The sequence below is a fragment of the Gilliamella sp. Choc5-1 genome (assembly GCF_001690595.1).
Classification (GTDB): Bacteria; Pseudomonadota; Gammaproteobacteria; order Enterobacterales; family Orbaceae; genus Gilliamella; species Gilliamella apicola_M.
Genome location: NZ_LZHH01000050.1, coordinates 35,655 through 58,942, shown reverse-complemented (window position 1 = coordinate 58,942; position 23,288 = coordinate 35,655). Strand labels below are relative to the sequence as shown.

At 34.5% G+C, this 23,288-nt stretch carries 20 protein-coding genes, 1 tRNA gene and 1 pseudogene; 12 read left to right on the top strand and 10 right to left on the bottom strand.

Features of this window, described 5'->3' with window-relative positions; translation table 11 throughout:
* A partial coding sequence (locus A9G35_RS04655; RefSeq protein WP_141673773.1) for an integrase core domain-containing protein occupies window positions 1-339 on the top strand: 339 nt, incomplete at its 5' end.
* A 33-nt stretch (window positions 340-372) separates the two neighbouring features.
* Here A9G35_RS04655 and A9G35_RS12840 read toward each other — a convergent pair.
* The 3 genes and pseudogenes from A9G35_RS12840 to A9G35_RS04635 all read right to left on the bottom strand — a co-directional run.
* A pseudogene (locus A9G35_RS12840) lies at window positions 373-1,286 on the bottom strand (IS1182 family transposase); the annotation flags it as partial.
* Window positions 1,287-1,391: 105 nt separating this feature from the next.
* Window positions 1,392-1,964 (bottom strand): hypothetical protein, encoded by a 573-nt coding sequence (locus A9G35_RS04640; protein WP_141673772.1) that lies wholly within the window; start codon window positions 1,962-1,964, stop codon window positions 1,392-1,394.
* 82 nt (window positions 1,965-2,046) lie between these two features.
* On the bottom strand, window positions 2,047-2,358 hold the full coding sequence (locus tag A9G35_RS04635) for a hypothetical protein (protein ID WP_065635874.1): 312 nt from the start codon (window positions 2,356-2,358) through the stop codon (window positions 2,047-2,049).
* Between the two features lie 558 nt (window positions 2,359-2,916).
* Here A9G35_RS04635 and A9G35_RS04630 point away from each other — a divergent pair.
* Window positions 2,917-3,774: a carboxylate/amino acid/amine transporter gene (locus A9G35_RS04630; RefSeq protein WP_065635879.1), complete on the top strand. Its 858-nt coding sequence runs from the start codon at window positions 2,917-2,919 to the stop codon at window positions 3,772-3,774.
* Between the two features lie 10 nt (window positions 3,775-3,784).
* Here the strand turns inward: A9G35_RS04630 and A9G35_RS04625 are convergent, their stop codons facing one another.
* Both A9G35_RS04625 and yaaA read right to left on the bottom strand, forming a co-directional pair.
* The gene (locus A9G35_RS04625; RefSeq protein WP_065635873.1) at window positions 3,785-4,738 is read right to left on the bottom strand and encodes an AEC family transporter; all 954 of its coding nucleotides are present in this window, start codon (window positions 4,736-4,738) and stop codon (window positions 3,785-3,787) included.
* 10 nt (window positions 4,739-4,748) lie between these two features.
* On the bottom strand, window positions 4,749-5,522 hold the full coding sequence (gene yaaA / locus A9G35_RS04620) for a peroxide stress protein YaaA (RefSeq protein ID WP_065635872.1): 774 nt from the start codon (window positions 5,520-5,522) through the stop codon (window positions 4,749-4,751).
* A gap of 73 nt (window positions 5,523-5,595) precedes the next feature.
* Between yaaA and A9G35_RS04615 the strand changes: the two genes are divergently transcribed.
* Window positions 5,596-5,823 (top strand): YccJ family protein, encoded by a 228-nt coding sequence (locus A9G35_RS04615; protein ID WP_065635871.1) that lies wholly within the window; start codon window positions 5,596-5,598, stop codon window positions 5,821-5,823.
* A gap of 6 nt (window positions 5,824-5,829) precedes the next feature.
* Window positions 5,830-6,747, top strand: coding sequence for a ribonuclease Z (rnz, locus tag A9G35_RS04610; protein WP_065635870.1), 918 nt, complete (start codon window positions 5,830-5,832; stop codon window positions 6,745-6,747).
* 49 nt (window positions 6,748-6,796) lie between these two features.
* Here rnz and argE read toward each other — a convergent pair whose 3' ends face one another.
* Window positions 6,797-7,960, bottom strand: coding sequence for an acetylornithine deacetylase (gene argE, locus A9G35_RS04605; protein WP_065635869.1), 1,164 nt, complete (start codon window positions 7,958-7,960; stop codon window positions 6,797-6,799).
* 262 nt (window positions 7,961-8,222) lie between these two features.
* Here argE and A9G35_RS04600 point away from each other — a divergent pair, with 262 nt between their 5' ends.
* The 6 genes from A9G35_RS04600 (at window position 8,223) to A9G35_RS04575 (ending at window position 16,245) form a co-directional block, all read left to right on the top strand.
* Window positions 8,223-8,744, top strand: coding sequence for a DUF2867 domain-containing protein (locus A9G35_RS04600; RefSeq protein WP_065635868.1), 522 nt, complete (start codon window positions 8,223-8,225; stop codon window positions 8,742-8,744).
* A gap of 267 nt (window positions 8,745-9,011) precedes the next feature.
* Window positions 9,012-10,085, top strand: a complete 1,074-nt coding sequence (locus A9G35_RS04595; RefSeq protein ID WP_065635867.1) for an HlyD family secretion protein — start codon at window positions 9,012-9,014, stop codon at window positions 10,083-10,085.
* Window positions 10,086-10,098: 13 nt separating this feature from the next.
* Window positions 10,099-12,897: a ribosome-associated ATPase/putative transporter RbbA gene (rbbA, locus tag A9G35_RS04590; RefSeq protein ID WP_065635866.1), complete on the top strand. Its 2,799-nt coding sequence runs from the start codon at window positions 10,099-10,101 to the stop codon at window positions 12,895-12,897.
* 5 nt (window positions 12,898-12,902) lie between these two features.
* Complete coding sequence (locus tag A9G35_RS04585; protein ID WP_065635865.1) at window positions 12,903-14,033, top strand: ABC-2 transporter permease; 1,131 nt, start codon at window positions 12,903-12,905, stop codon at window positions 14,031-14,033.
* 64 nt (window positions 14,034-14,097) lie between these two features.
* Window positions 14,098-14,496 (top strand): hypothetical protein, encoded by a 399-nt coding sequence (locus A9G35_RS04580; RefSeq protein WP_141673771.1) that lies wholly within the window; start codon window positions 14,098-14,100, stop codon window positions 14,494-14,496.
* Between the two features lie 765 nt (window positions 14,497-15,261).
* Entirely contained in the window at window positions 15,262-16,245 is a 984-nt protein-coding gene (locus tag A9G35_RS04575) for an AEC family transporter (RefSeq protein ID WP_065635863.1), read from the top strand.
* A gap of 436 nt (window positions 16,246-16,681) precedes the next feature.
* Here the strand turns inward: A9G35_RS04575 and A9G35_RS13655 are convergent, their stop codons facing one another.
* Together A9G35_RS13655 and A9G35_RS04570 are read right to left on the bottom strand one after the other, a co-directional pair.
* Window positions 16,682-16,960, bottom strand: a complete 279-nt coding sequence (locus tag A9G35_RS13655) for a hypothetical protein (protein WP_218057205.1) — start codon at window positions 16,958-16,960, stop codon at window positions 16,682-16,684.
* Between the two features lie 255 nt (window positions 16,961-17,215).
* Window positions 17,216-17,292, bottom strand: a tRNA-Arg gene (locus tag A9G35_RS04570).
* A gap of 431 nt (window positions 17,293-17,723) precedes the next feature.
* On the opposite strand from A9G35_RS04570, the gene dusA reads away from it, so the two are divergent.
* Entirely contained in the window at window positions 17,724-18,686 is a 963-nt protein-coding gene (gene dusA, locus A9G35_RS04565; RefSeq protein WP_065635862.1) for a tRNA dihydrouridine(20/20a) synthase DusA, read from the top strand.
* Between the two features lie 118 nt (window positions 18,687-18,804).
* Window positions 18,805-20,820: a DNA helicase Rep gene (rep, locus tag A9G35_RS04560; protein ID WP_065635861.1), complete on the top strand. Its 2,016-nt coding sequence runs from the start codon at window positions 18,805-18,807 to the stop codon at window positions 20,818-20,820.
* 209 nt (window positions 20,821-21,029) lie between these two features.
* Here rep and ubiT read toward each other — a convergent pair whose 3' ends face one another.
* Both ubiT and A9G35_RS04550 read right to left on the bottom strand, forming a co-directional pair.
* Complete coding sequence (gene ubiT, locus A9G35_RS04555; RefSeq protein ID WP_065635860.1) at window positions 21,030-21,533, bottom strand: ubiquinone anaerobic biosynthesis accessory factor UbiT; 504 nt, start codon at window positions 21,531-21,533, stop codon at window positions 21,030-21,032.
* Window positions 21,534-23,162 (bottom strand): Na+/H+ antiporter, encoded by a 1,629-nt coding sequence (locus tag A9G35_RS04550; protein WP_065635859.1) that lies wholly within the window; start codon window positions 23,160-23,162, stop codon window positions 21,534-21,536. It lies immediately after the preceding gene.
* Window positions 23,163-23,288: the final 126 nt, after the last annotated feature.

Genomic DNA, 23,288 nt, shown 5'->3' with positions numbered 1-23,288 from the left:
CTTTATCTTAATCTAGAAGATATTGAACACACCAAGACCAAAGCCTACAGCCCACAAACAAACGGTATTTGTGAGCGATTCCATAAGACGATGAAAACAGAATGTTATGATATTTTATTTCGACGTAAGATTTACACGCAATTGAGTGAAATACAAAACGATATTGAGCAATGGCTTGAATTTTACAATCGAGAAAGAGCGCATTCAGGAAAATATTGTTATGGGAAGACACCATGGCAAACATGGAATGATGCAAAGGGGTTGGTTAAGGAAAAGCAATTGGAGAATTTATTTTGCTCATCGGACACGAATTTTGTTAAAATGAAAGCCGATGAGTAATATGTGTCTGTCAGATTAAGTTTGAGCTACTACACTGGGACGACGATAGCCCAACACCGGATATATCTGCTCTGTCAGCAGTAAATGGCAAATGGGCGCCGTAAAATAACCTGCATCAAAAACGACACCGACACCAACCGGATTAAAGCCAAACCTCTCTAACTGGCGTTTTAATCGAGCCATATAAGGCTGAGAATCATGGACATTTCTGGCTGTGACATAGGTATCGGTAATTAAATTATGTTTGCCATCAACCGTTCGGTGATCTAAGTAGAAGAACCCTTTAGGCTTACCTTCCCGATGCATAAAGCCACTATCCGGATCGGTTGTACTGACTTTGACATCCTTATATTTCTCTACCCTCGATGGCTTTAAGGCTTTTTTCCGTTTAATTCTCTTTCTTCGTTGATGGCTTGATTAAGCGCATCAACATATTGACTGGGCTCAACAATACGCTGCTCATTACGTGCTTTGCCTTTATTGGCATTTGCTTTTAGGTGAGTACTGTCCGTATATAAAACCCGACCACTTATCAACCCTTTGGCAATGGCCTGCTCAACAATATTATCAAAAATCTGTTGATAGATTTCACTGTCATTAAATCGACGGCGACGATTTTGGCTGAGTGTTGAGGCGTCAATCACTTTTTCGGTTAATCCCATTCCCAAAAACCAACGGTAAGCTAAATTGACCTGAATTTCCTGAACCAGACGACGCTCACTAGGGATACCAAAAAGATACCCCAATAACATAATTTTAAACAGTCTGACCGGATCTTCTGCTGGACGACCATTATTAGGGCAATAAAGTGGTGCTACCGCTTCTCGAATAAATTCAAAATCAATGACTTTAGCTATTTTACGAACAAGATGATTTTTGGGGACAAGCGCATCTAGCGAGATTTGCTCTATTTTTTCTGGTGTCGCTGGAGTTGGTTTTTTTAGCATAGAAGAACTTCTCTTATAATGGACTCCTCTCTATTAGATCAAAGAACTCGCCAAAAAGCGAGTTCTTTGTCATCAATCTGCGGCGGAGTTATCCGCCTGTTTTATTTATCTTATTACCTCTAATTCATTGGAGCCTTTGGGTTTGTATAAGTAGAAGGTATAAGCTTCAGGAAAGTTGCTGAATTGAGCTTTGGCAACTAAAGAGGAATATCCATAAGATTTTAAATCTTTACTAACCAGGGTAACAACCCTACCATTGCCATAAAATTTTAATTCTACAGCATTGGGGTCTAATGGGAAAATAAACTTTTGTTTGACCTTGGCTCCTTCTTTAGCTGTTTTTATTGCATCTTCAAAACATGCTTTACTCTGCCATGCGCGAGCTAAAGAGGATTCATATAAGGATTTAGTTACTAACTGAACAAATTCAGCGCTTTTATTGTTTTCGATAATAAATTGAATCTTTTTATAAAAATCTAATACTTCTTGCTTTATGTTCGGATGGTTTCTTAAATCCTGTCCATCGCTCCAGCCAGTTATCTGCCAGTTCATCTCTTCGGGTTTAACCTCAAATTCCATTTTGTATTCCGCATACGCTTGTTTATCATCTTCTATCTTTGGCGTTTCAAAGGTTAATATATTCCAATCTGTTTGTCCTGTACTCTGCCATGCCCACATGGGGTCTGAATGTCTTTCATTTTTTGTTATCGTAATTTTAAGCTTCGTGTCTTTGGTTAAACTTTTTTTAAACAAGGTATCTTCAATTTTTTTGCGGGTATAATCGCAAGGTAACGGTCTGTTTTCCGGGCTTTAAAATGTATTTATTTATACCATCACTCGTTGACCAGTTTCCCAGTCCGAAAAAGGTGATAACAAGCACATCGTTAACTAAGATTTCATACGAACAATCGGTATGTTCATATTTTATTTTATAAAGATAACTTTTCTCTTTATCAATAATTGATTTTTCCATTTCAGCTATATTGAATTTTGGGTTATTATTTTGTTTTTCGTTTTGTCCACAGCCTTGTAAGGACAAGCATAGTAGAGAGATTAATAATAAGTATTTCATAATTTATATATTTTAATTTTCATCGGGGATTACTTCCCAGTATTGAACATCTTTATCGGGATTATTGAAGTAGTATTTTATTGCATTTCTATCAATTAAGTATGATTTTTTTGGTTTTTTTACTTAAACACGGTGCACTCCTGAAACTTTTTAACAAGAATTGAGCTGTTTTTTTATTTAGATAAAATGTATGACATTATCGTGTCAATCAAAAATTTACCAATAGCTAGCCCACAAATCAATGGAAAACTGAAAGCGTGATGCGCATGTTAACAAGTGGTTGCTAAATTAGTAACTAGTAACCATTTATGAATAAAAAATAGAGAAAAAATCTTAATTGTATTATTAATTTTTATAATACCGTTAAAATCCATAAAGCGATTTCAAAAAAACACCTTATAAGTTTTTAGCGAATTAATTTAATTATGAAGTGTCAACAACTCGGTGTTTTCCTACATGTAACCTTATGTTGTAATCAATTTTTATAATATAAAGTTTACAACTGTCAAGTGAATTGATACGATGCAATTCATTTATCATTGTTTATATCAATTAATTATGGTTTACCTCATTTTTGTAACGATTATTTGGTCGTTTTCGTTTAGTTTTATTGGTGTTTATATCAGTGGACAGGTTGATACTTGGTTTGCTGTAGTTATGCGAGTTTTGTTAGCATTTATTACCTTTTTACCTTTTTTAAGCTTTAGAAATATTAAGCTTAAAACCATGTTTCTTTTAATGGGGGCTGGGGCTTGTCAATTAGGGATTATGTACTTTTTTTATTATAATTCCTTCCAATATATTTCGGTACCTGAAGTGTTGCTATTTACTATTTTTACACCAATTTATGTTACGGTTATTTATGATTTATTGCAAGGTCATCCATTAAGATTGAGTTACCTTTTTACGGCAATAATAGCAGTTATTGGTGCCGCTATTATTCGTTATGATCATATTGGTACCAACTTTATTATTGGTTTTTTATTAATTCAAGGGGCCAATATTGTTTTTGCTTTAGGGCAAGTAGGATATAAAAGGATTATGGAAATTTACCCAATGTCACAACATCAAGCCTTTGCGTGGGTTTATTTTGGTGCGGTGATTGTTGCTGCTTTGGGGTGGGTGTTATTTGGCAATTGGTCAAAATTACCCACAACTCATTTACAATGGGGTATTATTGTTTGGCTTGGTGTTATTGCGTCAGGTTTATGTTATTTTTTATGGAATTTTGGTGCAACCAAAGTCGATTCGGGGACTTTGGCAATTATGAATAATGTGGTTATCCCAACGGGGATTTTAGTAAATGTGGTGATTTGGCACCAATCCATTGATTGGTTACGTTTTTTATTGGGTAGTATTGTTATTGTTTTGGCATTGTTGCTGCACTACAAAATCAAAAAACGTGTTGTGCATTAATTTGCCCGCCTTAAGGTAAATGCGTCATAATCGATAAAATCAACGGCGTTGTGATAGAGGACAATGCCGTTGATATTAACAAACTCGAAGCAATTGGGCCTTGTAAAACTTGAAATTGCCGTGCCATCATATAACAATTTATCGCAATTGATACTGAACTGAGTAATACAACTACTTGTAATTCTAATGTTGGTAAGCCGATTAATTTGCCTAAAATATAAGTTGCTATGGGTAATATGGCCAATTTTAATAAACAAATCGCCGTTGTTACTAGAAGTTTATCGCGAATTTTGTACTCTGCTAGTCCCATACCTAGCACAATGAGTGAGAGCGGTGCAGTCATATCACTGACCATTTTTGTTGACTGATTGATAAATTTAGGCATAGGTAATCCAATATAATTCACCACAATCCCAGTAAAAATACCAATAATAATAGGGTTTTTTGATACGTTTTTTAACGCTTTGATAAAGCTCCGTCCAGAAAATTTACCCATTTGAACAAATTCAATTGATATGGTAGCAAGTGTCCATAAAATCAGAGCGTTAAATATAACAATAATGGCTACAATGGGGATTGCTTTCTCGCCAAGTAGCATTTTGATGATGGGAATACCAACAAATACAGTATTAGTATAAATGCTTCCCATAGCAAAAAGTGTACTTTCTGAACCATTTAATTTAAATAACTTTGACGCAATCAGGCAGCCAAACGCAAAAATAACAAATGAAGCACCAAAAAAGACAAGTAACACGTTTATATCGATCTGTGACTGTTCAGAAAAGTGGCTCATGATCTGAAACAGCATAATCGGAAACGCTATATAAAAGGTAAATTTGGTTAAGCTGTCGGTTACTGTTTTTTGCCAACGACCTAGTTTAACTGCTAAAAAACCTAATAAAATTAGCATAAAAAGGGGTAGGGTAGATAAAAACTGCGCCCATAATGTAGTCAGAAATTTCATCGCTATTATTTTATTGATGATTGCGTATAAAGTACCATTTTAAGTCAGTTGATCGTTTAGAATCAAACTGATAGCCCTCTAGATTAAAACTTTTAATATCATCACTATTTTCAATGCTATTTTTTATAATGTATCGACTCATAAGCCCACGCGCTTTTTTGGCATAAAAACTGATAACTTTATAGGTGTCTTTACTTTGATCTAAAAAGATTGGTTGGATTATGGTGGCGTTTAGTTGTTTAGTTTTGATCACTTTGAAATATTCATTTGATGCTAAATTAATTAGGGTTCGATTTTTTGACTTAGTCAGTTCACCGTTTAAATGGTTGGTTAATTGGTTACCCCAAAATTGATAAAGATTGCTGTTATTACCATTTTTTAATCGTATTCCCATTTCTAAACGGTAAGGTTGAATCAAATCTAGTGGTCTTAATATGCCGTAAAGCCCTGATAGTATGCGTAAATGGTTTTGTGCAAACTTGAGTTCTTTATGAGTAAAATCTTCAACATGCAATCCTTCGTAAACATCACCTTTAAAAGCAAGTATTGCTTGCCTTGCGTTTTCAAGATTAAAATCACAATGCCAGTTTTGAAAGCGTTCATAGTTAAGTTCGGCCAATTTGGGGCTAATTGACATTAATGCAGCGAGATCTTTAGCGCTTAGCTTTTTACAGTCTTCAATTAAATTTTCAGACTGGTGTATAAATTGAGGCAAAGTGTTTTGTTTAGTAATTAACGGGCTTTGGTAATCAAGTGTTTTAGCCGGTGATATCACGGTAAGCATAAAAAATAACCTATTGTAATTTTCTTCAATTAGGTTTATTTTACACTTAATTTCATCATAAAGGGGTAATAAAATGAACTCAACCAAAAAAGATATACATGATATCCGTGCTTGGGCAACTGTTCGTGATACATCAATAGAAATTGCCGAAGCGATTTTTGAACTTGCTAATCATGATGAAGTACTTGCCGAACAAATTTGGTCAGAAGGCAGTGATGAAGTCTTAAAACGTGCTTTTGCTAAAACAAATGCCGATAAACTGTTTTGGGGTGAACAAACCATCGAACGTAAAAATATTTAGGTCGTTATGAATTTAACTTTTTTAGGAACAAGCGCTGGGTCTCCAACTGCGCAGCGCAATGTCAGCAGTATGCTGTTAGATCTTAGGCAAGAGCAACATGGATTATGGCTTTTTGATTGTGGTGAATCAACTCAAATGCAAATGCAAAAAGCCAAATTTAGCCTTGCCAGACTTGAGGTTATTTTTTTAACGCATTTGCATGGCGATCATTTATTTGGTTTACCTGGTGTATTAACTACGCGTTCTTTGATGCAAAATCAATCGCCATTAACTTTAATTGCACCGAAAGGGGTTAAGCAATTTATCGAAACCGTGATCGAAATTAGCTACTCTTGGTTAACTTACCCTCTTAATATTATTGAGCTTGAACAAGACAGCACTATTTTTGAAGATGAACGGTTTCGAGTGGAAGCTAAATTATTAAAACACCGCGTGCCGTGTTTTGGTTATCGCATTATTGAAAAAGATCTGCTAGCTCAGCTTGATATCGATAAATTAAAGCAAGATAACATTCAGGTTGGTTCTTATTATAATGATCTAAAAAAGGGTAAAACAGTAACTTTAGATGATGGGCGCATTATCCGTGCTGTTGATTATCAAACTAAAATAAAAAAGAGAAAAAAGCTTGCTATTTTAGGTGATACTATACCTTGCCAAGCGTCAATTACGCTTGCTAACGATGTAGATTTGCTTGTTCATGAAGCAACGCAAGAAAATGCATTAGAAGACAAAGCAATCGAACGCGGGCACTCGACAACCATTCATGCTGCAACCATTGCTAAACAAGCCAATGCCAAGCGACTTATTATGACACATATTAGTCCTAGATATAGTTTAGATGATAATAATAAATTGGTTAATGAGGCAAGAAGTATTTTTGCTAATACTGAAATAGCTACCGATTTTTCAACATTCACTATTTAATCTATTTTGCCTTTTCGCCGACATTGTCGGCGTTTGCATAATTTACTTTCTAAAGGCAAAAATCCTTAATCAATTGTTTTATTGCCGTTTTAGTTGGTTTTAAAAAGTCCATTGAAATAAACTCATCGGGCTGGTGTGCTTGCTCAATTGAACCTGGGCCTAATACAATCGTTGGTGAAATTTGGTTTAGGTAGGGGGCTTCGGTGCTGTAATTAACTGTTTGTGCACTATGGCCGACTAACGTTTCAATATGTTGTAATACGGGGTGATCTTTTTTACATTCATAACCAGGAATTGGGGCGACTTCATATTCAATGGCAATTCGATTTGGGTATTTATCCATAACGGGTTGTAGCGCTTCACAAAGTGCATGATACAGTGAATCAACATCGTTATTAGGTAAGACACGAATATCAATCACCAGTTCACAACAACCGCAAATACGATTAGCTGCGTCGCCGCCGTGAATAACGCCTAAATTTAGGGTAGGGTAAGGCACACTAAACCCATCATTATGATATTGTTCTTTGAATTTTTGTTTGAGTACCAATAAGCGATCAATAACTAAATTCATCACCTCGATAGCGTTAATGCCTTTATCGGGATCGCTCGAATGTCCTGATTTACCAATTACTTTAATGGAATTAGAGATAAATCCTTTATGTGCTCTGATGGGGATTAACGATGTTGGTTCGCCAATAATAGTACAGTCAGGTTGTAATTTGGTATTTTGGGCAAAAAATGCGGCACCAGCCATTGAAGTTTCTTCATCAGCAGTTGCAAGAACATAAATCGGTTTACTCAATGTTTTAAGGTCAATATCACGCAGAGCATCTAAAATAAAGGCAAAAAAACCTTTCATGTCGGCAGTACCAAGCCCGTATAGTTTGTTATTTTCTTCGGTTAGTTTAAAGGGATCTTTAGTCCATTGCCCTTCGTCAAATGGAACGGTGTCACTGTGTCCACTTAGCAATAAACCACCTTGGGTTTTATTTTCGCTATTTGAATAAGTAGCTAACATATTATATTTATGACGAGTATTAGGAACAGGTTGAATATCAACCGTAAAACCTAAATCTTCAAACCAACTGGCTAATTTATCAATAAGCGGTTTGTTAGAATAATCTAATTCTTCGTTAGTGACATTACTGATTGTTGGAGTCGAGATAAGCTCATTGTAAAGCGTTAAAAAAGAGGGAAGTGCCATAAACATCACCTTTAAATGATAAATTGAAGATATGCCTTTTATAAGGTTATAAGAATAGCATTTACATTATTTTTTGCATATAGCTAACCACGTTGTTTCAATTAATGTTTTAATCTAGGTAGAATTCAATATGTACATTAATTAATGCATAGTTAGCTGATTAGGAGTTAAATTGACTGCTAAATTTGTTGAATGTGGTGTTTTTTTATGATTTTTATTCATGTTTTAGATAAGCATTTTATATAATAGGAGGAAGGGGAATAATTATATGAAAAATAAACAAAACAATATTATAAAAGTACGGCAAACATTACCTGATAATGTAAGCTTTATTGCAGAAGAAATCGATTATTTAGATTGTCAAAAAAAAGATATTTCTAAAAAATTGACAGCCTATGAAGCTTATAAAATGATGACATCTTATCAACCTAGATGGCTAAAAATACTCTTTAAAATAAGGGATTGTTTAGTGAAATTAATCGGTGTCAAAGCGATTAATGGATTTGATAGTTCTGCGGAAGATAAGCATCAACCAGACGAAAGCAATATGGCCGATTTTTTTACCATAACAGAGGAAATCAACGATAAATTGACATTAGTTGTAAAAGATTGCCATTTAGATGTTTGTGTTTGTATTCGTGTTGTAGATAAAGGTAATGACATAAGTAAAAATACAGTATATTTAATTGCATCAGTTAAAAATCACAATATCTGGGGGAAATTATATATGTTACCCGTTGCTATTTTACATCCTTATATTGTTAATAAATTATTTGAAAATATAAAATAATAAGTCTTTTATTATAAATAACTTATCAATTTGCAATGAGCATATCAGCTTTATTGCATAATATAATGATGTTATTAATTTCAAATCTATAAATAAAATATAAAACCATCCAGCTTAATTTTTTAGCTTTTATTGCGATTATTTTATGAACAGATATTATTTGCCATAAACATTTGATATTATTTAATCAATAAAATTATAGCCTATAACGATTTGTTATTTCGTTAAGCTTTGTTATAAATCACTTTAAAATATAAGGTGTTATTCATGAAACAAATAAGCAAAAAATGGATCATTATTACAGTCGTTATTGTCGCTATCGTTCTTATTTTATGGCAACAATTAAAAACAGACGGGTATGGTGCGGACTTTGCCAGTGGCAATGGACGCATTGAAGCGACCGAAATCAATATTTCGGCAAAATTAGCTGGCAGAATCGAGAAAATTAACGTTGATGAAGGCGATTTTGTTAAAGCAGGACAACCACTTGTTGTTATGCAAACTGATACCTTACAAGCGCAATTAAATGAAGCACAAGCGCAATATGGGCAAGCAATAAGTAATGAGATAAGCGCTCAAGCACAAGTGGCATTAAAAATGAGCGATAAAGTTGCTGCTCAAGCAGGTGTAAGTCAGCGTGAAAGCGATGTAGATATTGCATCTAAGCATTTACAACGAACTGTCACGCTTTATCAAAAAGGCGCATTATCTATACAACAATTCGATGATGATACTGCTAAATTTAATAGCGCTAAAGCGGCGTTAGATTCTGCAAAATCGCAAGTTACCGCAGCAGATGCTGCAATTGCCGTTGCTCAGGCTGGTGTTGATAGTGCTAAAGCTGCGATCAATGTTGCCAGTGCTAATATAAGACAAATACAAGCAGATATTGATGATAGTACTTTAGTTGCTCCTGTTGATGGGCGTATTCAGTATCGTATTGCACAGTTAGGCGAGGTTTTACCATCTGGTGGTAAGGTTTTGAATTTAGTAAATCTTTATGATGTTTATTTGACTTTCTTTTTACCAGAAACAGTGGCTGGAAAAGTGGCTATTGGTGACGAAGTTAGGCTTATTTTAGATGCGTTACCAGATAAAGCTATTTCAGCCAAAATTTCGTTTGTTTCAAGTGTTGCACAATTTACGCCAAAAACGGTTGAAACAAAAGATGAACGTCAAAAGCTGATGTTTAGAGTTAAAGCGCAATTAAGCCCTGAATTATTAAAATGTTTTATAAATCAAGTTAAAACTGGTTTACCTGGTGTAGCTTGGGTTAAACTTGATCCTAAAACGCCGTGGCCAGATGGCTTATCTGATATTGCAAAATGTCCAACCGAATAATTGGAGATAGCATATGTCAGATTCAGACAATAAGGATTTAGTTTTATTAAATGAAGCTAAATCCATTGATGATGCTGTGGTAAAGGTAAGCAATGTTACACTGCATTACCAAAAAAACTGTGCACTTAATAATATTAATTTAGCCATTCCACCAAGGTGTATGGTGGGGTTTATTGGGCCTGATGGGGTGGGCAAATCTAGCTTGTTATCGCTAATTGCAGGGGCACATGTTATTCAAGATGGTTTAGTGTATGTCTTAGACGGTGATATGAAAGACAAATCACACCGCAAAAATGTCTGTTCGCGCATTGCCTATATGCCGCAAGGATTAGGCAAAAATCTTTATCCGACTTTGTCTGTTGAAGAAAACTTGCAATTTTTTGCTCGTTTATTTGGCAATGATGCAGCAGAGCGTCGCCGTCGGATTGATGAATTAACGCATAGCACTGGGCTTTACCCTTTTTTATCAAGACCTGCAGGGCGTTTGTCAGGTGGAATGAAGCAAAAAGTAAGCTTATGTTCAGCGTTAATTCATGATCCTGATCTTTTGATTTTAGATGAACCAACCACAGGGGTTGATCCCCTTTCCAGAGCGCAATTTTGGCAGTTAATCAACAAAATTCGTGAACAAAGACCCCAAATGAGTGTGATTGTTGCAACAGCCTACATGGACGAAGCTCAAAATTTTGATTGGTTGGTGGCAATGTATGGCGGTAAGATTCTTGAAACTGGCACACCAAAATCCTTACTAGCTAAGACAGGAAAAGATAATTTAGATGATGCATTCATTCAGCTAATGCCAGAAAGTGCTAGACAAGGTTATCAAACTGTCGAAATTCCACCTTTAGATCTTAATAAAGATTTGCAAACAGCCATAGAAGCAAAAGATTTAACTAAACAATTTGGTAATTTTATCGCAGTTGATCATGTTAATTTTTCAATTAAACAAGGTGAAATATTTGGCTTTTTAGGTTCAAATGGCTGTGGTAAATCAACCACCATGAAAATGTTAACGGGTTTATTGCCGATTTCATCAGGAGAAGCATGGTTATTTGGTAAACCTGTTGATGCTAGTGATATTAACGTTAGGCGTCATTTGGGGTATATGTCTCAGGCATTTTCCTTATATAGTGAATTAACGGTCAAACAAAATTTAGTTCTACATGCACGCCTGTTTGGTATTGAAGAAAGTAAAATACCTGCCCGCGTTGAAGAATTACTAAAACGTTTTGGTTTAGAACAAGATGCAGAAAATCTACCCGATAGCTTACCTTTAGGGGTAAAGCAACGGCTTTCATTGTCAGTTGCGGTTGTGCATAATCCACAAATTCTTATCCTTGATGAACCAACATCCGGCGTTGACCCCATTGCTCGAGATGATTTTTGGCGTTTGATCATTGAATTGTCTAGAAAAGACAAAGTCACCGTATTTATTACAACTCACTTTATGAATGAGGCTGCAAGGTGCGACAGAATTTCATTAATGCATGCAGGTAAAGTGTTAGCAAGTGATACACCTGATAATATCATCAGCGCTAAAAAGGCGAAAACATTAGAAGAAGCATTTATTCGTTATCTTGTCGATGCAGGGGCTGATGATAGTCACAATGAAGAACAAACAACCGAAGCGCCAAAAGCCATAACCAATAGCACTACTGAAATATCACAAAATAATCACTTTCAAGGATTTACTTTTACACGCCTGATAGGTTGCTTATGGCGTGAAACGCTTGAATTATCACGCGATCCATTACGGGCATTATTAGCGTTATTAGGTTCAGCAATTTTAATGTTGGTTATGGGGTACGGTATTACAATGGATGTTGAAGATCTGCGTTTTGCAGTGCTTGATCGCGATCAAAGTGTCATTAGTCAAAATTATACGCTTAATTTATCAGGCTCTAAACGTTATTTTATTGAAAGGGCACCTATCACTGATTATAACGATATGGATGCACGGTTACGCAGTAATGACATTGCTTTAGCGATTGAAATTCCGCCGAATTTTGGCCGTGATATACAACGTGGCGATCCTATTGATATTGCAATTTGGATTGATGGTGCTATGCCGCTGCGGGCAGAAACAATTAAAGGTTACGTTCAAGGAATGCATCTTGCTTGGCTAAGTGAAAAAGTAAAAGAAGTAACAGGAAAATCATCTACTAGCTTAGCAAATATAGAAACACGCTACCGTTATAACCCTGATATCAAAAGCTTGCCATCTATGGTGCCGGCGGTTATGCCGATTTTATTATTAATGATTCCTTCAATGTTAGCAGCGTTATCGGTCGTGCGTGAAAAAGAGATGGGATCGATTATCAACTTATATGTAACACCAGTAACAAAAGCCGAATTTTTGTTAGGTAAACAAGTACCTTATATTGTTATTTCCATGTTTAGCTTTTTATTGTTGCTATTTATGGCAATCACCATTTTTGGTGTTCCAGTAAAAGGCAGTTTGTTTACACTATGCCTTGCTGCGTTTGCTTATTGTATTATTTCTACTGGCTTTGGTTTATTGGCGTCAACGGTCACACGTAGCCAAATTGCGGTTATCTTTTTAACTTGCGTAGGTACAATGCTACCCGCTATTCAATTTTCAGGGCTGCTAAATCCCGTTGCATCATTAGAAGGCGGAGGTCGTTACATTGGTGAAATCTACCCAACAACGCATATGCTAATTATTGCTCGTGGTGTATTTAACAAAGCACTCGGCTTTATGGATTTGCATAATTCGATATTTATTTTATTGGTAACAATACCAATTGTGCTTGGTGCCAGTATTTTTCTTCTTAAAAAGCAAGAGGGGTAGGTATTATGCAAAGTTTAATTAATATTTATCGCTTAGGAATTAAAGAACTTTGGGGATTATTGCGTGATCCTATCATGTTGTTATTAATAGCTTATTGCTTTACCTTTGATATCTATATTGCTGCAACAGCAACGTCTGATTCGTTACATCATGCTTCAATTGCCGTTGTTGATGAAGACAACTCTCCCTTATCAAGGCAAATTATTGCAGCTTTTTATCCACCAATGTTCAATACTCCCGTTAAATTATATTCAATGAATGATGTCGATCGTGGCATGGATACTGATAAATACACTTTTGCGTTGAATATTCCCCCTAATTTTCAGCGCGATGTGCTCAATAACCAAAGCCCAGAAATTCAACTCAACATAGACGCAACCAGAATGGGGCAGGCATTTGTTGGTAATGGCTACATAATGGAGATTATTACAGGCGAGGTGGCTGAATATGTTAATCGTTACAGTAAAGTCACGAATTTGCCTGTTAACATACAAGTACATACCGCATTTAATCCTAATTTAACTCGTTCTTGGTTTGGTTCGGTAATGGAGATCATCAATATAGTGACAACACTCTCAATTATTTTAACTGGCGCTGCTTTAATGAAAGAGCGGGAACATGGAACGATTGATCACCTGCTTGCTATGCCTGTCACACCATTTGAAATTATGATATCGAAAGTATGGTCAATGGGGCTTGTTGTCTTAATATCAACTTGGGTTGCATTGTTACTGGTTGTTCATGGCTGGTTAAATGTGCCTATTGCTGGTTCGGTCAGCTTGTTTTTAGTAGGAGTGGCATTGCATCTTTTTGTTACAACGTCACTTGGTATTTTTATGGCAACCGTTGCTAAATCAACCGCCCAATTTGCAATGTTACTAATTTTAGTTTTATTACCACTACAAATGCTATCTGGGGGGAGTACTCCGCGTGAAAGCATGCCTGAAATTGTGCAAAACATTATGATGTTTGCTCCAACCACGCATTTTGTTGAATTAGGGCAGGCAATACTGTATCGAGGTGCTGGTTTAAGCGTGGTTTGGACTTCATTTGCGTGGTTATTGGCAATTGGTACTGTTTTCTTTTTAATTGCTTTAAGACGGTTTCGTAGTTCAATTGTCAATATGGGATCATAACATCCTATATAATTTGTTAAATTAGTGTTATTATTTTTAAAAAATTATTTTATTTTAAATAATTATGCGATTTTTTAGCCAACAGCTACTTTTGATTATCCTTTTAAGTATAGGTACAACCTCGCTTGTCCATGCTAATATGACCTATGTTGAGCAAGATTATGGGGATGATTATCGGCAAGGGCTAGCTTATATAAACCATAAAGCAAAGGAATTTATTGCGGAATATAACCAAAAGCACAATACAAATTGGCATACTTTAGAACCGAATGCCAAAGTCTTTGTTCCAACATGTACTGTTCCTTTAAAAGCCCGATGGAGTAAAATTGCATTAAACCTTAACAAGGACAAGTATGTTGTTTCTGTATATTGTGATAAATCTGTTGAGCATTCGTATAAAAAATGGCATGTCAATGTTCCTGTTTTTAATGAAAAGGGAAACTCAATCCTAGATATTGAATAACATCTTTTAATCACTAAAAGGCAAAAAGGGGACTTTGATAAACATAAAAAATAAGGCGTTTTAAGTTAGAATCAGCTTAAATTACATTATGCATTTTACAATGCAGTATAAATGATTTACATTGTGTTAATCATTTATTAATTGTTGATAAACAAATTTTTATCTATTGCTTTCTCTTTTTATCTTCATTATATAAACGTCAGAAAAATATTTTTGCGACAGTGAGTTAATATAAGTAAATTAAATCAAATTATTAACTGTAATTTTAGTTTTTTTTATAACAAATAAAGCACGATAAAAACCGTTATTTAGGGAATTTTAGTGTAATATTAATTTTTACTATAATTTAACACTCATGTTTTATGTTTTCTTATTTATTGTTTTTTAAAGAAATAAAACTCTATTATTAACAAGTTTTGAGTAAAGTTTTAATGGTTTTTTGAGTTTTTAAGACAGTTAGTAGATCTTGTTTTACACAAGGTCGAGAAGAATAAGTATAATGATATCCAAGTTACTCAATTTTACATTTGAATATAACAAAGGTTTTCATTAAAGAATGTCTTTAATTAAGCATACTAAGTGCGAAATAGCATTTAATAATATCAAGTTTCAACAACGAAGAATATCGTTTTACATGTAATAAATATATTCGATTTTGTTACCCACTTATTTTAGCTAGGTCAATAAATATAATATCTAATCTGAAGTTACCGACCATTTACCAAATTTGTATTTTTAGTAATATTATTTTAGGAGTTTTAAAAAATGAATCTGATCTGGTCAGCAGTTGGGCAAGTTATTAGTTCTTGTCTACCGGTTTTTTTGTTAATCTTTCTTGGTTGGTTATGTGTACAAAAAGGTATTTTTACAAAAGATTCTAAAAAATTATTATCAGGACTAGTATCAAACTTTGTCTTTCCTGCATTGCTTTTTGTGCATACATCTCATGCCAAACCATCGCAGATATTTAATGGCATTTGGATGATAGCCTTTTTCTGCACTATGTCATTTTTATGGATAATTTGCTTTTTAACTAATAAATACATTTTGCATAAAGAGTTAAAGTCAACAGCGATGAATACCATGCTTTGTTGCTTTCCCAATATGGGCGGAATGGGAGTGCCTTTTTTAACGTTAATGCTTGGGGCCGCGTCTACCATTTCGGTCGCGATTGCTAATTTTGTTGTTGCATTATCATTGATTCCGATGACAATTTTCTTATTAGAATTATGTGATACTAAATTATCTGGTGGTAAAGTTACTGGTGATATGATCTTTAGTGCAGTAAAAAACTCACTCATGAAACCCATGTTTTTGGCTGTTATTTTAGGATTAATTGTGAGCATTACTGATGGTACTAAATGGTTACCGCATTTTGTATTTAACACTTTTGATATTATGTCTAATGCGTGTAATTTCATTTCGCTTATTGCGGTCGGTGTAGGTATTCACGGTGTTAAGTTAAAATTATCAAAACCATTAATGATCAACGTGGTTTTGAAAAGCTTTATTACACCAATTGTTGCACTTATTTCTGTGTATTTATTTGGTATCACAGGTATAGAGGCCGAAGAGTTAGTCTTCCTACTAGCCATGCCAACAGCATCAACAGCAGTAATTTTGGCTTATAATTGGAATGTTGAGCAAGAACAGGCTTCGAGCATTTTCTTTGCATCAACGGTTTTATCTATCTTTATTTTGCCAACGTTACTCCTTATTATGGACTTCACCGTTCCTGGTGTTGCTTAATAAATAAAATTATCCCTCTTCGTTTTACTTTAATTAAACGAAGAGGTTTATTATTAATTTAAATTATTGAATTGGTTATAAAGTTTAGTAGATATTTATAATTTTTTCATTTTGGATCGATAGATTCAATTATTTATTTGTAAATAGACCAAGTTTTCACTTCAATTATATTGAACAATAGGTGATTAATATAGTTTATATGTAGGAAAACGCCGAGTTGTTTACACTTCATGATTAAAATAATCCGCTAAAAATCATAAGATGTTTTTCCTGAAATCACTTTATGCGATTTAACCGTATGATAAAAATTAATCAAACGTTTAAGCTTTTGTTTTCTCTCTTTTGAATCGCTCAATATTGGCTGATTATGCTGCAACTCAATTCAAAGTTCGTATCACGTTTTCGGCTTTTCCATTAGTTTATGGGCAGGTGATTTTTACTTGATATACCGGTTATCACACAGTTTATCTAAATAAATCAATACCGTAGGATTTTTGTTAAAAAGTTTCAGGAATGTACTACGTTTACGCATAAAAACATTAAAAATCAAATGGATACTATCTAGAAAATATTCTCTAGTTTGCTGCTTGGTTTGATTTTTAAGTAAAGGCAAACTGTAGGTATCAACCTGTCGTATTTCACTTGGATAAGTTTTGTTATCGCCTTTAGCTTGCCGTCTTAATTTATTTTCAATGGGTTTTTCGATTTTAAACAAACGTTTAATACTCTAGCTGATGGTTTTATAACGTTCGTTCTTACTGGTTAAAGGAACAAAATGCTTTAGAGGGTAGTTACACTATTAATTTTTAACTTACAACACTCAACTCTATAATTATTAATAAACTAAGTTACAAATGCTTATTTTTCTTAATTGAACTAATAGCATAGTAGCAAAATAGATGCCTAGATCTAACTTAAGCAGTTAAATTTTGTAAAATACCGGGGAATTGATTTAAGTTATTGATTTTAATGGCGTCCCCTACAGGATTCGAACCTGTGACCTACGGCTTAGAAGGCCGTTGCTCTATCCAGCTGAGCTAAGGAGACGGAGATTTATTGGTTAAATCGGTGTCTATTATATAAGGCTATTTCAATTCGTCAATGATTTTTAATAGTTTATTGCGTTGAGTTAACAAAATATTGTCAGCTTATAAACAACTTGGTGTTTTTCTACAGTTTAATTGAACAATAAAGATTGCTATTTTCAGAAAATCGACTATGCCGTTCCAAAACAGGAAAGTCCCACAAGTCAGTTTATTATTGCATTTGGTGACAGAATTAACTGTCACTTTTAAAAAGCAAATATACAAGATTTAGCAAGGCTCTCTGTCTGCACGAATGTTTCCTCTATGATATAATAAGCTATAAATTATTTATCTTATCAGCATGGGATTCTGATAACGAAAAAATATATTAAATTGGACAAAAATAATCTTTTAAAATAATCAGTAAAAACAGCTATAAACATTGGTGTATCAATGAATTCAACAAAAAACAAATTTTCTATTGCTCCTATGCTTGATTGGACTGATAAACATTGTCGTTATTTTCATCGTGTATTAACCAAACAAACTTTACTTTATACCGAAATGGTGACAACAGGTGCAATTTTATTTGGAAAAGGTGATTATTTAGATTTCAATCATGAAGAACATCCTGTTAGTTTACAACTTGGCGGTAGCGATCCCAAAGCATTGGCACAATGTGCAAAATTAGCGCAAGAACGTGGTTATGATGAAATCAACTTAAACGTCGGTTGCCCATCAGATCGGGTACAAAATGGTATGTTTGGTGCTTGTTTAATGGGTAATGCAAATTTAGTGGCAGACTGCGTTGAGCAGATGCAAGCCCAGGTTGATATTCCTGTAACGGTAAAAACAAGAATCGGCATTGATGATTTTGATAGTTATGCTTTTTTATGTCACTTTATCGAAACTGTGATGCCTTATACTAGTACGTTTATTGTGCATGCTCGTAAAGCTTGGTTATCGGGATTAAGTCCAAAGGAAAATCGAGAAGTGCCTCCGCTAAACTATGATCGTGTTTATAAACTCAAACAAGATTATCCCAATTTAACAATAGCGATTAATGGAGGCATTAAAACCATTGATCAAATAAAACATCACCTACGGCACGTTGATGGTGTGATGGTAGGGCGTGAAGCTTATCAAAATCCGCTTTTACTAACTCTAATTGATTCACAAATTTTTGGATTAGATACCCCAACCATTGAACCTAAATCCGCAATTCGAGCACTTTATCCTTATATTGAGCAACAATTAACGCAAGGAGCACAGCTAAATCACATTATGCGCCATACTTTAGGGTTATTTAATGGATTTAAAGGTGCAAGACAATGGCGACGTTATCTGAGTGAAAATGCTCATAAAAAAGGTGTGGGAATAGAGGTGGTTGAACAGGCCTTAACGTTCATCCGATAATAATTGATAAAATAACAATTACCTTTACTTGTAATAGTCTTTACTTACATAACGATAATTGCGCACTGCTAGTATATCGTTATATACTAGCCCACAATTTTTCTAATGGTTTTATTTTGTGCGTTTAAATTCAAGTCAACAAAAAGCTGTCGAATATGTTTCAGGTCCTTGCCTTGTTTTAGCAGGAGCAGGCTCTGGAAAAACTCGTGTTATTATTAACAAAATTGCCTATTTAATTCGCGTTAAAGAGTATTTACCACGCCATATTGTTGCGGTTACGTTTACGAATAAAGCTGCACGTGAAATGAAAGAACGCATAGCGCAATCTCTTAGTAAACAAGAGGCGAGAGGCCTTAAAATTTCAACCTTTCATACACTCGGCTTGGATATTGTTCGCCGAGAATATAAGCATTTAGGTATTAAGTCCAACTTTTCGTTATTTGATGATCATGATCAAATCGCATTACTCAAAGAGTTAACTCATCAATGGTTAGAAGGTGATAAAGAGCTGATTAATCAATTACGTTCGACAATTTCTAATTGGAAAAATGATATTGTTGATTCAACGATTGCGATGGCAAGAGCGCAAACAAATAAAGAAAAACTATTTGCTCATTGTTATCAGCTTTATGAAAAACAGTTAAAAGCATGTAGTATTCTCGATTTTGATGATCTTATTTTACTTCCTACACTTTTACTTAAAAATAATGAGGAAGTGCGTGATAAGTGGCAAAATAAAATTCGTTATTTATTGGTTGATGAATATCAAGATACTAATACAAGTCAGTACGAGTTTATTAAATTGCTAGTTGGTAATCGAGCCAAATTTACAGTTGTTGGTGATGATGATCAATCCATTTACTCATGGCGAGGGGCAAGACCGCAAAATTTAGTATTACTAAAACAAGATTTTCCCAATTTAGAAGTCATAAAACTTGAACAAAACTACCGTTCTTCGGGACGAATTTTAAAAGTTGCTAATATTTTAATTGAAAATAATCCACATATTTTTGAAAAAAAACTGTTTTCAGAACATGGTTATGGTGAGGCATTAAGAGTTATTTCAGCTGATAGTGAAGAGCAGGAAACTGAAAAAGTTGTTAATGACTTAGTGGGTCACCGATTTGCTAATAATAGCCAATATGGTCAATACGCTATATTGTATCGAGGCAATCACCAAGCACGTCTCATTGAGAAAATGTTAATGCAATATCGCATACCGTATCGAGTATCGGGTGGAACTTCATTTTTTTCTCGCATAGAAATTAAAGATTTAATGGCATATTTGCGCTTATTGACTAATCCTGATGATGACAATGCATTTATTCGTATTATCAACACGCCAAAACGTGAAATTGGTCCTGCAACTGTTCAAAAACTAGGTGAATGGGCAAATCATCGTGGTGTTAGCTTATACCAAGCTAGCCACGACATGGGCTTAACTGAATTACTTTCAGGTAAACGGATGGAAACGCTGCATACGTTTATCCATTGGTTTGATACACTAATTCAAAAATCACACAGCGAACCAATGCACGCAATTCATGAACTGTTGCATGGCATCAATTATGAAAGTTGGATTTATGAAACTTCAACCTCCCCAAAATCAGGTGAAATGCGTATGCGTAATGTCGAGCAGCTCGTTAGCTGGTTAAATGACATGTTGCAAGGTGATGATATTGATGAAAGTATGACCCTTGAACAAGCGGTGGCAAGGTTTACCTTGCGTGATATGTTAGAACGTAACGAAACAGAAGAAGAGCTAGATCAAGTTCAGCTTATGACACTGCATGCATCTAAAGGATTAGAATTTCCTTACGTCTATTTAGTTGGTATGTCTGAAGGTTTATTACCACACCAAAACAGTATTGATGAAGATAATATTGAAGAAGAGCGTCGCCTCGCTTATGTTGGTATTACTCGCGCACAGCAAGAATTAACTTTTTCATTTAGTCGGCAACGTAAACAATTTGGTGAAACAATATATACCGAACCTAGCCGTTTTTTATTAGAACTGCCTCAAGATGATTTAGTATGGCAAGATCAACGTAACGAATTATCACCCGAAAAAAAAATGCAACAAGGACAAAGCCGATTAGCCATGTTAAAAGCACAAATTGCCAAGGCAAAGTGAGATGTATGCATTATTTATATTTTTTAAATAACTTAAGAAAATACAATAATAAAAATGCATAAAAAAACTAACACCTTATCATATGTAAAAGATAGGGTGCTTATATATAAAGTTCCTGATTTGGCTAAATCATTTTATTGTTAGCCTTACGGCCCTAATGACAACAAGAGTGATTATATTCTTCTTAAGATAAAGTGGACAAAATAAACTTAATTAGTTGGTGCACTTTCAATGATGTTTGCAAGCTTTTCAAGCGTTAGTCTTAAAAATTTAGGCATGGTATCTAATTCAATTGAATCCATTAAATTTTTAACGTAAAGACCTAATTCAGTATCGCCTTCAACAATTAAGCGACGTTGAAAAAATAGGGTGTCAGGATCTTGTCGTCTGGTTGCTATCATAATTAAATCATTAGCATTACCAGTAAAACTTACATCGGGAATCTCTTCTCGACTCACAACCAATTTATAGTTGATCAAGCTAACAAACCAGATAAGTCCTAGATCGGTAACTTCTATTTTAAGCCAGCGATTTTCTAAAAAATCAAGATCGCCATCTTCCAGAGAATGTTTAAATTGTAATTGCAATAACTGCTCAATAACCTGTTTTTTCAAGTTAAATGGAATACAACGTAAGGTAAGCCCCAATGCTTGTGGGGCTTTATCTACAAATGCTGAATGTATCTTGCCTAGAAACTGATGATTTTCTATCATTTATACATCTCCAGAAATCATTTTTTCATAAATATCTAAGTCAGTATTTAAATGTTCAAAAACCTCTTCACTAACTTCATTACGAACTTTCATTTGTAAAAGGGCTGTTCGTTCTGCTCCTATAGCAACTAAACGCATACGTCTTTCTAAGTTTTCTGCTTCAAGTGCTTTTTGCTCTAAATCTTTAAGGCCAGTTCTACGACGTAATGAACCAATAACACGTGATCCGACTTCATGAATAATTTCTTGATCCATTCTGTCTTCAGCTGTTTCTTGTAGCAAATTATTTTGCATTTTTTCCAAACTAATAATTGCCTCTTCGGCCATATGACCTTTTACTGTCAATATTTCATTATCTTGTTCTGAATTATCTAAAATAACACTACCTCGTAATAAAATAGGTAAGACAATTACTGCTACAATTAACGAGATTAAAATAATACCTGTTGCAATAAAAACAAGTTGGTATCGACCGGCAATTGTCATTGGAATAGATAATACACCTGCTAAAGTAATAGCACCGCGAACCCCCGCAAATGTTGATATAAGTAGGTCTCGATTAGAATAGGATTTAAATGCAAGAGGTCGTTTGCTTCCAAATGGCATTGTTGGCATGTGCTTCATTGCCCATAGCCAAGCAAAGCGTGTCCCCATTAATACAGCAAAAACGAATAAAACAATTAAACATAGTTGCCATACCTCAATTGAGGTATCAATTTGGTTTTCTACAAAAGTATTATTAAAAATGCTTGGTAGTTGAATACCTAATAAAACAAATACAAATCCATTAAACACAAAGGTTAACATTGACCACGTACTATCTGATTGTAAACGTGTAGTTAATGGAGCGTTTCGCATCATGCCTGAATGGTTTACGGTCATGCCAGCACTTACTGCTGCTAAAATACCTGAGCAGTGACATTCTTCAGCAATAATATAAGCCGCAAATGGAAGCAAGAATAATAATACAATTTGAATTGCAGGATCATTGTGAGTCAGTTGATTTATTTTACGTAAGATACGAGCATATAGCCAAGTAAATACAACACCAATAGCTAACCCACCAATCGCAACAACAAAAAATGTAACACTAATTTGTAATAGATCAAACTGTAATAAACCAGCCGCGATTGCAATGGCAAAATTTAATGAAACAAGACCAGATGCATCATTCATTAAAGCTTCGCCTTCAATGATTTCCATCTTTTCTTTTTCGATACGACCTTTACCCACAATACCACTTAATGCTACGGCATCAGTTGGCGATAGTACAGCCGCTAAAGCTAATCCTGCCGCTAATTCAACTTTTGGCAATATCCAATGAAGAATATAGCCTAATGCAATAATGGAGATAACAACTAATACTAAAGCCAATCCAACAATTTCTCTACCATTATAGATGAAATCCTTTACCGAGGTTTTGCGTCCATCAGCAAAAAGTAAAGGAGGAATAAATAAAACAAGAAATAGTTTAGGATCAAATTCTACATAAACACCAAAGGCAGCCAGCATGCAACCTAATAATATTTGCATTAGAGGTAGTGGAATTTGTATTGGTAACATTTTAACAACGACACCAGAAAGTGATACAATTAACACTAGAAGTAAAATTATTGAAAAAAGTTCCATAGTTTGTCTTTTATTTATCCTATAATCCTATTGTTTGCATTGATTATATCGGATCTTTAGTCAAATTTCAGGTGAAAATTTTATAAAATGATTTAAATTTTAGTCAAATACAATTATTAATCAAAA

Bases quoted from the DNA above. Each gene is read 5' to 3' on its own strand.
- A9G35_RS04595 (WP_065635867.1), top strand. From the start codon at position 9,012: ATGAAACAAATAAGCAAAAAATGGATCATTATTACAGTCGTTATTGTC.
- A9G35_RS04640 (WP_141673772.1), bottom strand. From the start codon at position 1,964: ATGTGGGCATGGCAGAGTACAGGACAAACAGATTGGAATATATTAACC.
- A9G35_RS04580 (WP_141673771.1), top strand. From the start codon at position 14,098: ATGCGATTTTTTAGCCAACAGCTACTTTTGATTATCCTTTTAAGTATA.
- ubiT (WP_065635860.1), bottom strand. From the start codon at position 21,533: ATGATAGAAAATCATCAGTTTCTAGGCAAGATACATTCAGCATTTGTA.
- A9G35_RS04585 (WP_065635865.1), top strand. From the start codon at position 12,903: ATGCAAAGTTTAATTAATATTTATCGCTTAGGAATTAAAGAACTTTGG.
- argE (WP_065635869.1), bottom strand. From the start codon at position 7,960: ATGTTTATGGCACTTCCCTCTTTTTTAACGCTTTACAATGAGCTTATC.
- A9G35_RS04575 (WP_065635863.1), top strand. From the start codon at position 15,262: ATGAATCTGATCTGGTCAGCAGTTGGGCAAGTTATTAGTTCTTGTCTA.
- dusA (WP_065635862.1), top strand. From the start codon at position 17,724: ATGAATTCAACAAAAAACAAATTTTCTATTGCTCCTATGCTTGATTGG.
- A9G35_RS04615 (WP_065635871.1), top strand. From the start codon at position 5,596: ATGAACTCAACCAAAAAAGATATACATGATATCCGTGCTTGGGCAACT.
- rbbA (WP_065635866.1), top strand. From the start codon at position 10,099: ATGTCAGATTCAGACAATAAGGATTTAGTTTTATTAAATGAAGCTAAA.
- A9G35_RS04630 (WP_065635879.1), top strand. From the start codon at position 2,917: ATGGTTTACCTCATTTTTGTAACGATTATTTGGTCGTTTTCGTTTAGT.
- A9G35_RS04635 (WP_065635874.1), bottom strand. From the start codon at position 2,358: ATGAAATACTTATTATTAATCTCTCTACTATGCTTGTCCTTACAAGGC.
- A9G35_RS04600 (WP_065635868.1), top strand. From the start codon at position 8,223: ATGAAAAATAAACAAAACAATATTATAAAAGTACGGCAAACATTACCT.
- A9G35_RS04550 (WP_065635859.1), bottom strand. From the start codon at position 23,162: ATGGAACTTTTTTCAATAATTTTACTTCTAGTGTTAATTGTATCACTT.
- rnz (WP_065635870.1), top strand. From the start codon at position 5,830: ATGAATTTAACTTTTTTAGGAACAAGCGCTGGGTCTCCAACTGCGCAG.
- yaaA (WP_065635872.1), bottom strand. From the start codon at position 5,522: ATGCTTACCGTGATATCACCGGCTAAAACACTTGATTACCAAAGCCCG.
- A9G35_RS04625 (WP_065635873.1), bottom strand. From the start codon at position 4,738: ATGAAATTTCTGACTACATTATGGGCGCAGTTTTTATCTACCCTACCC.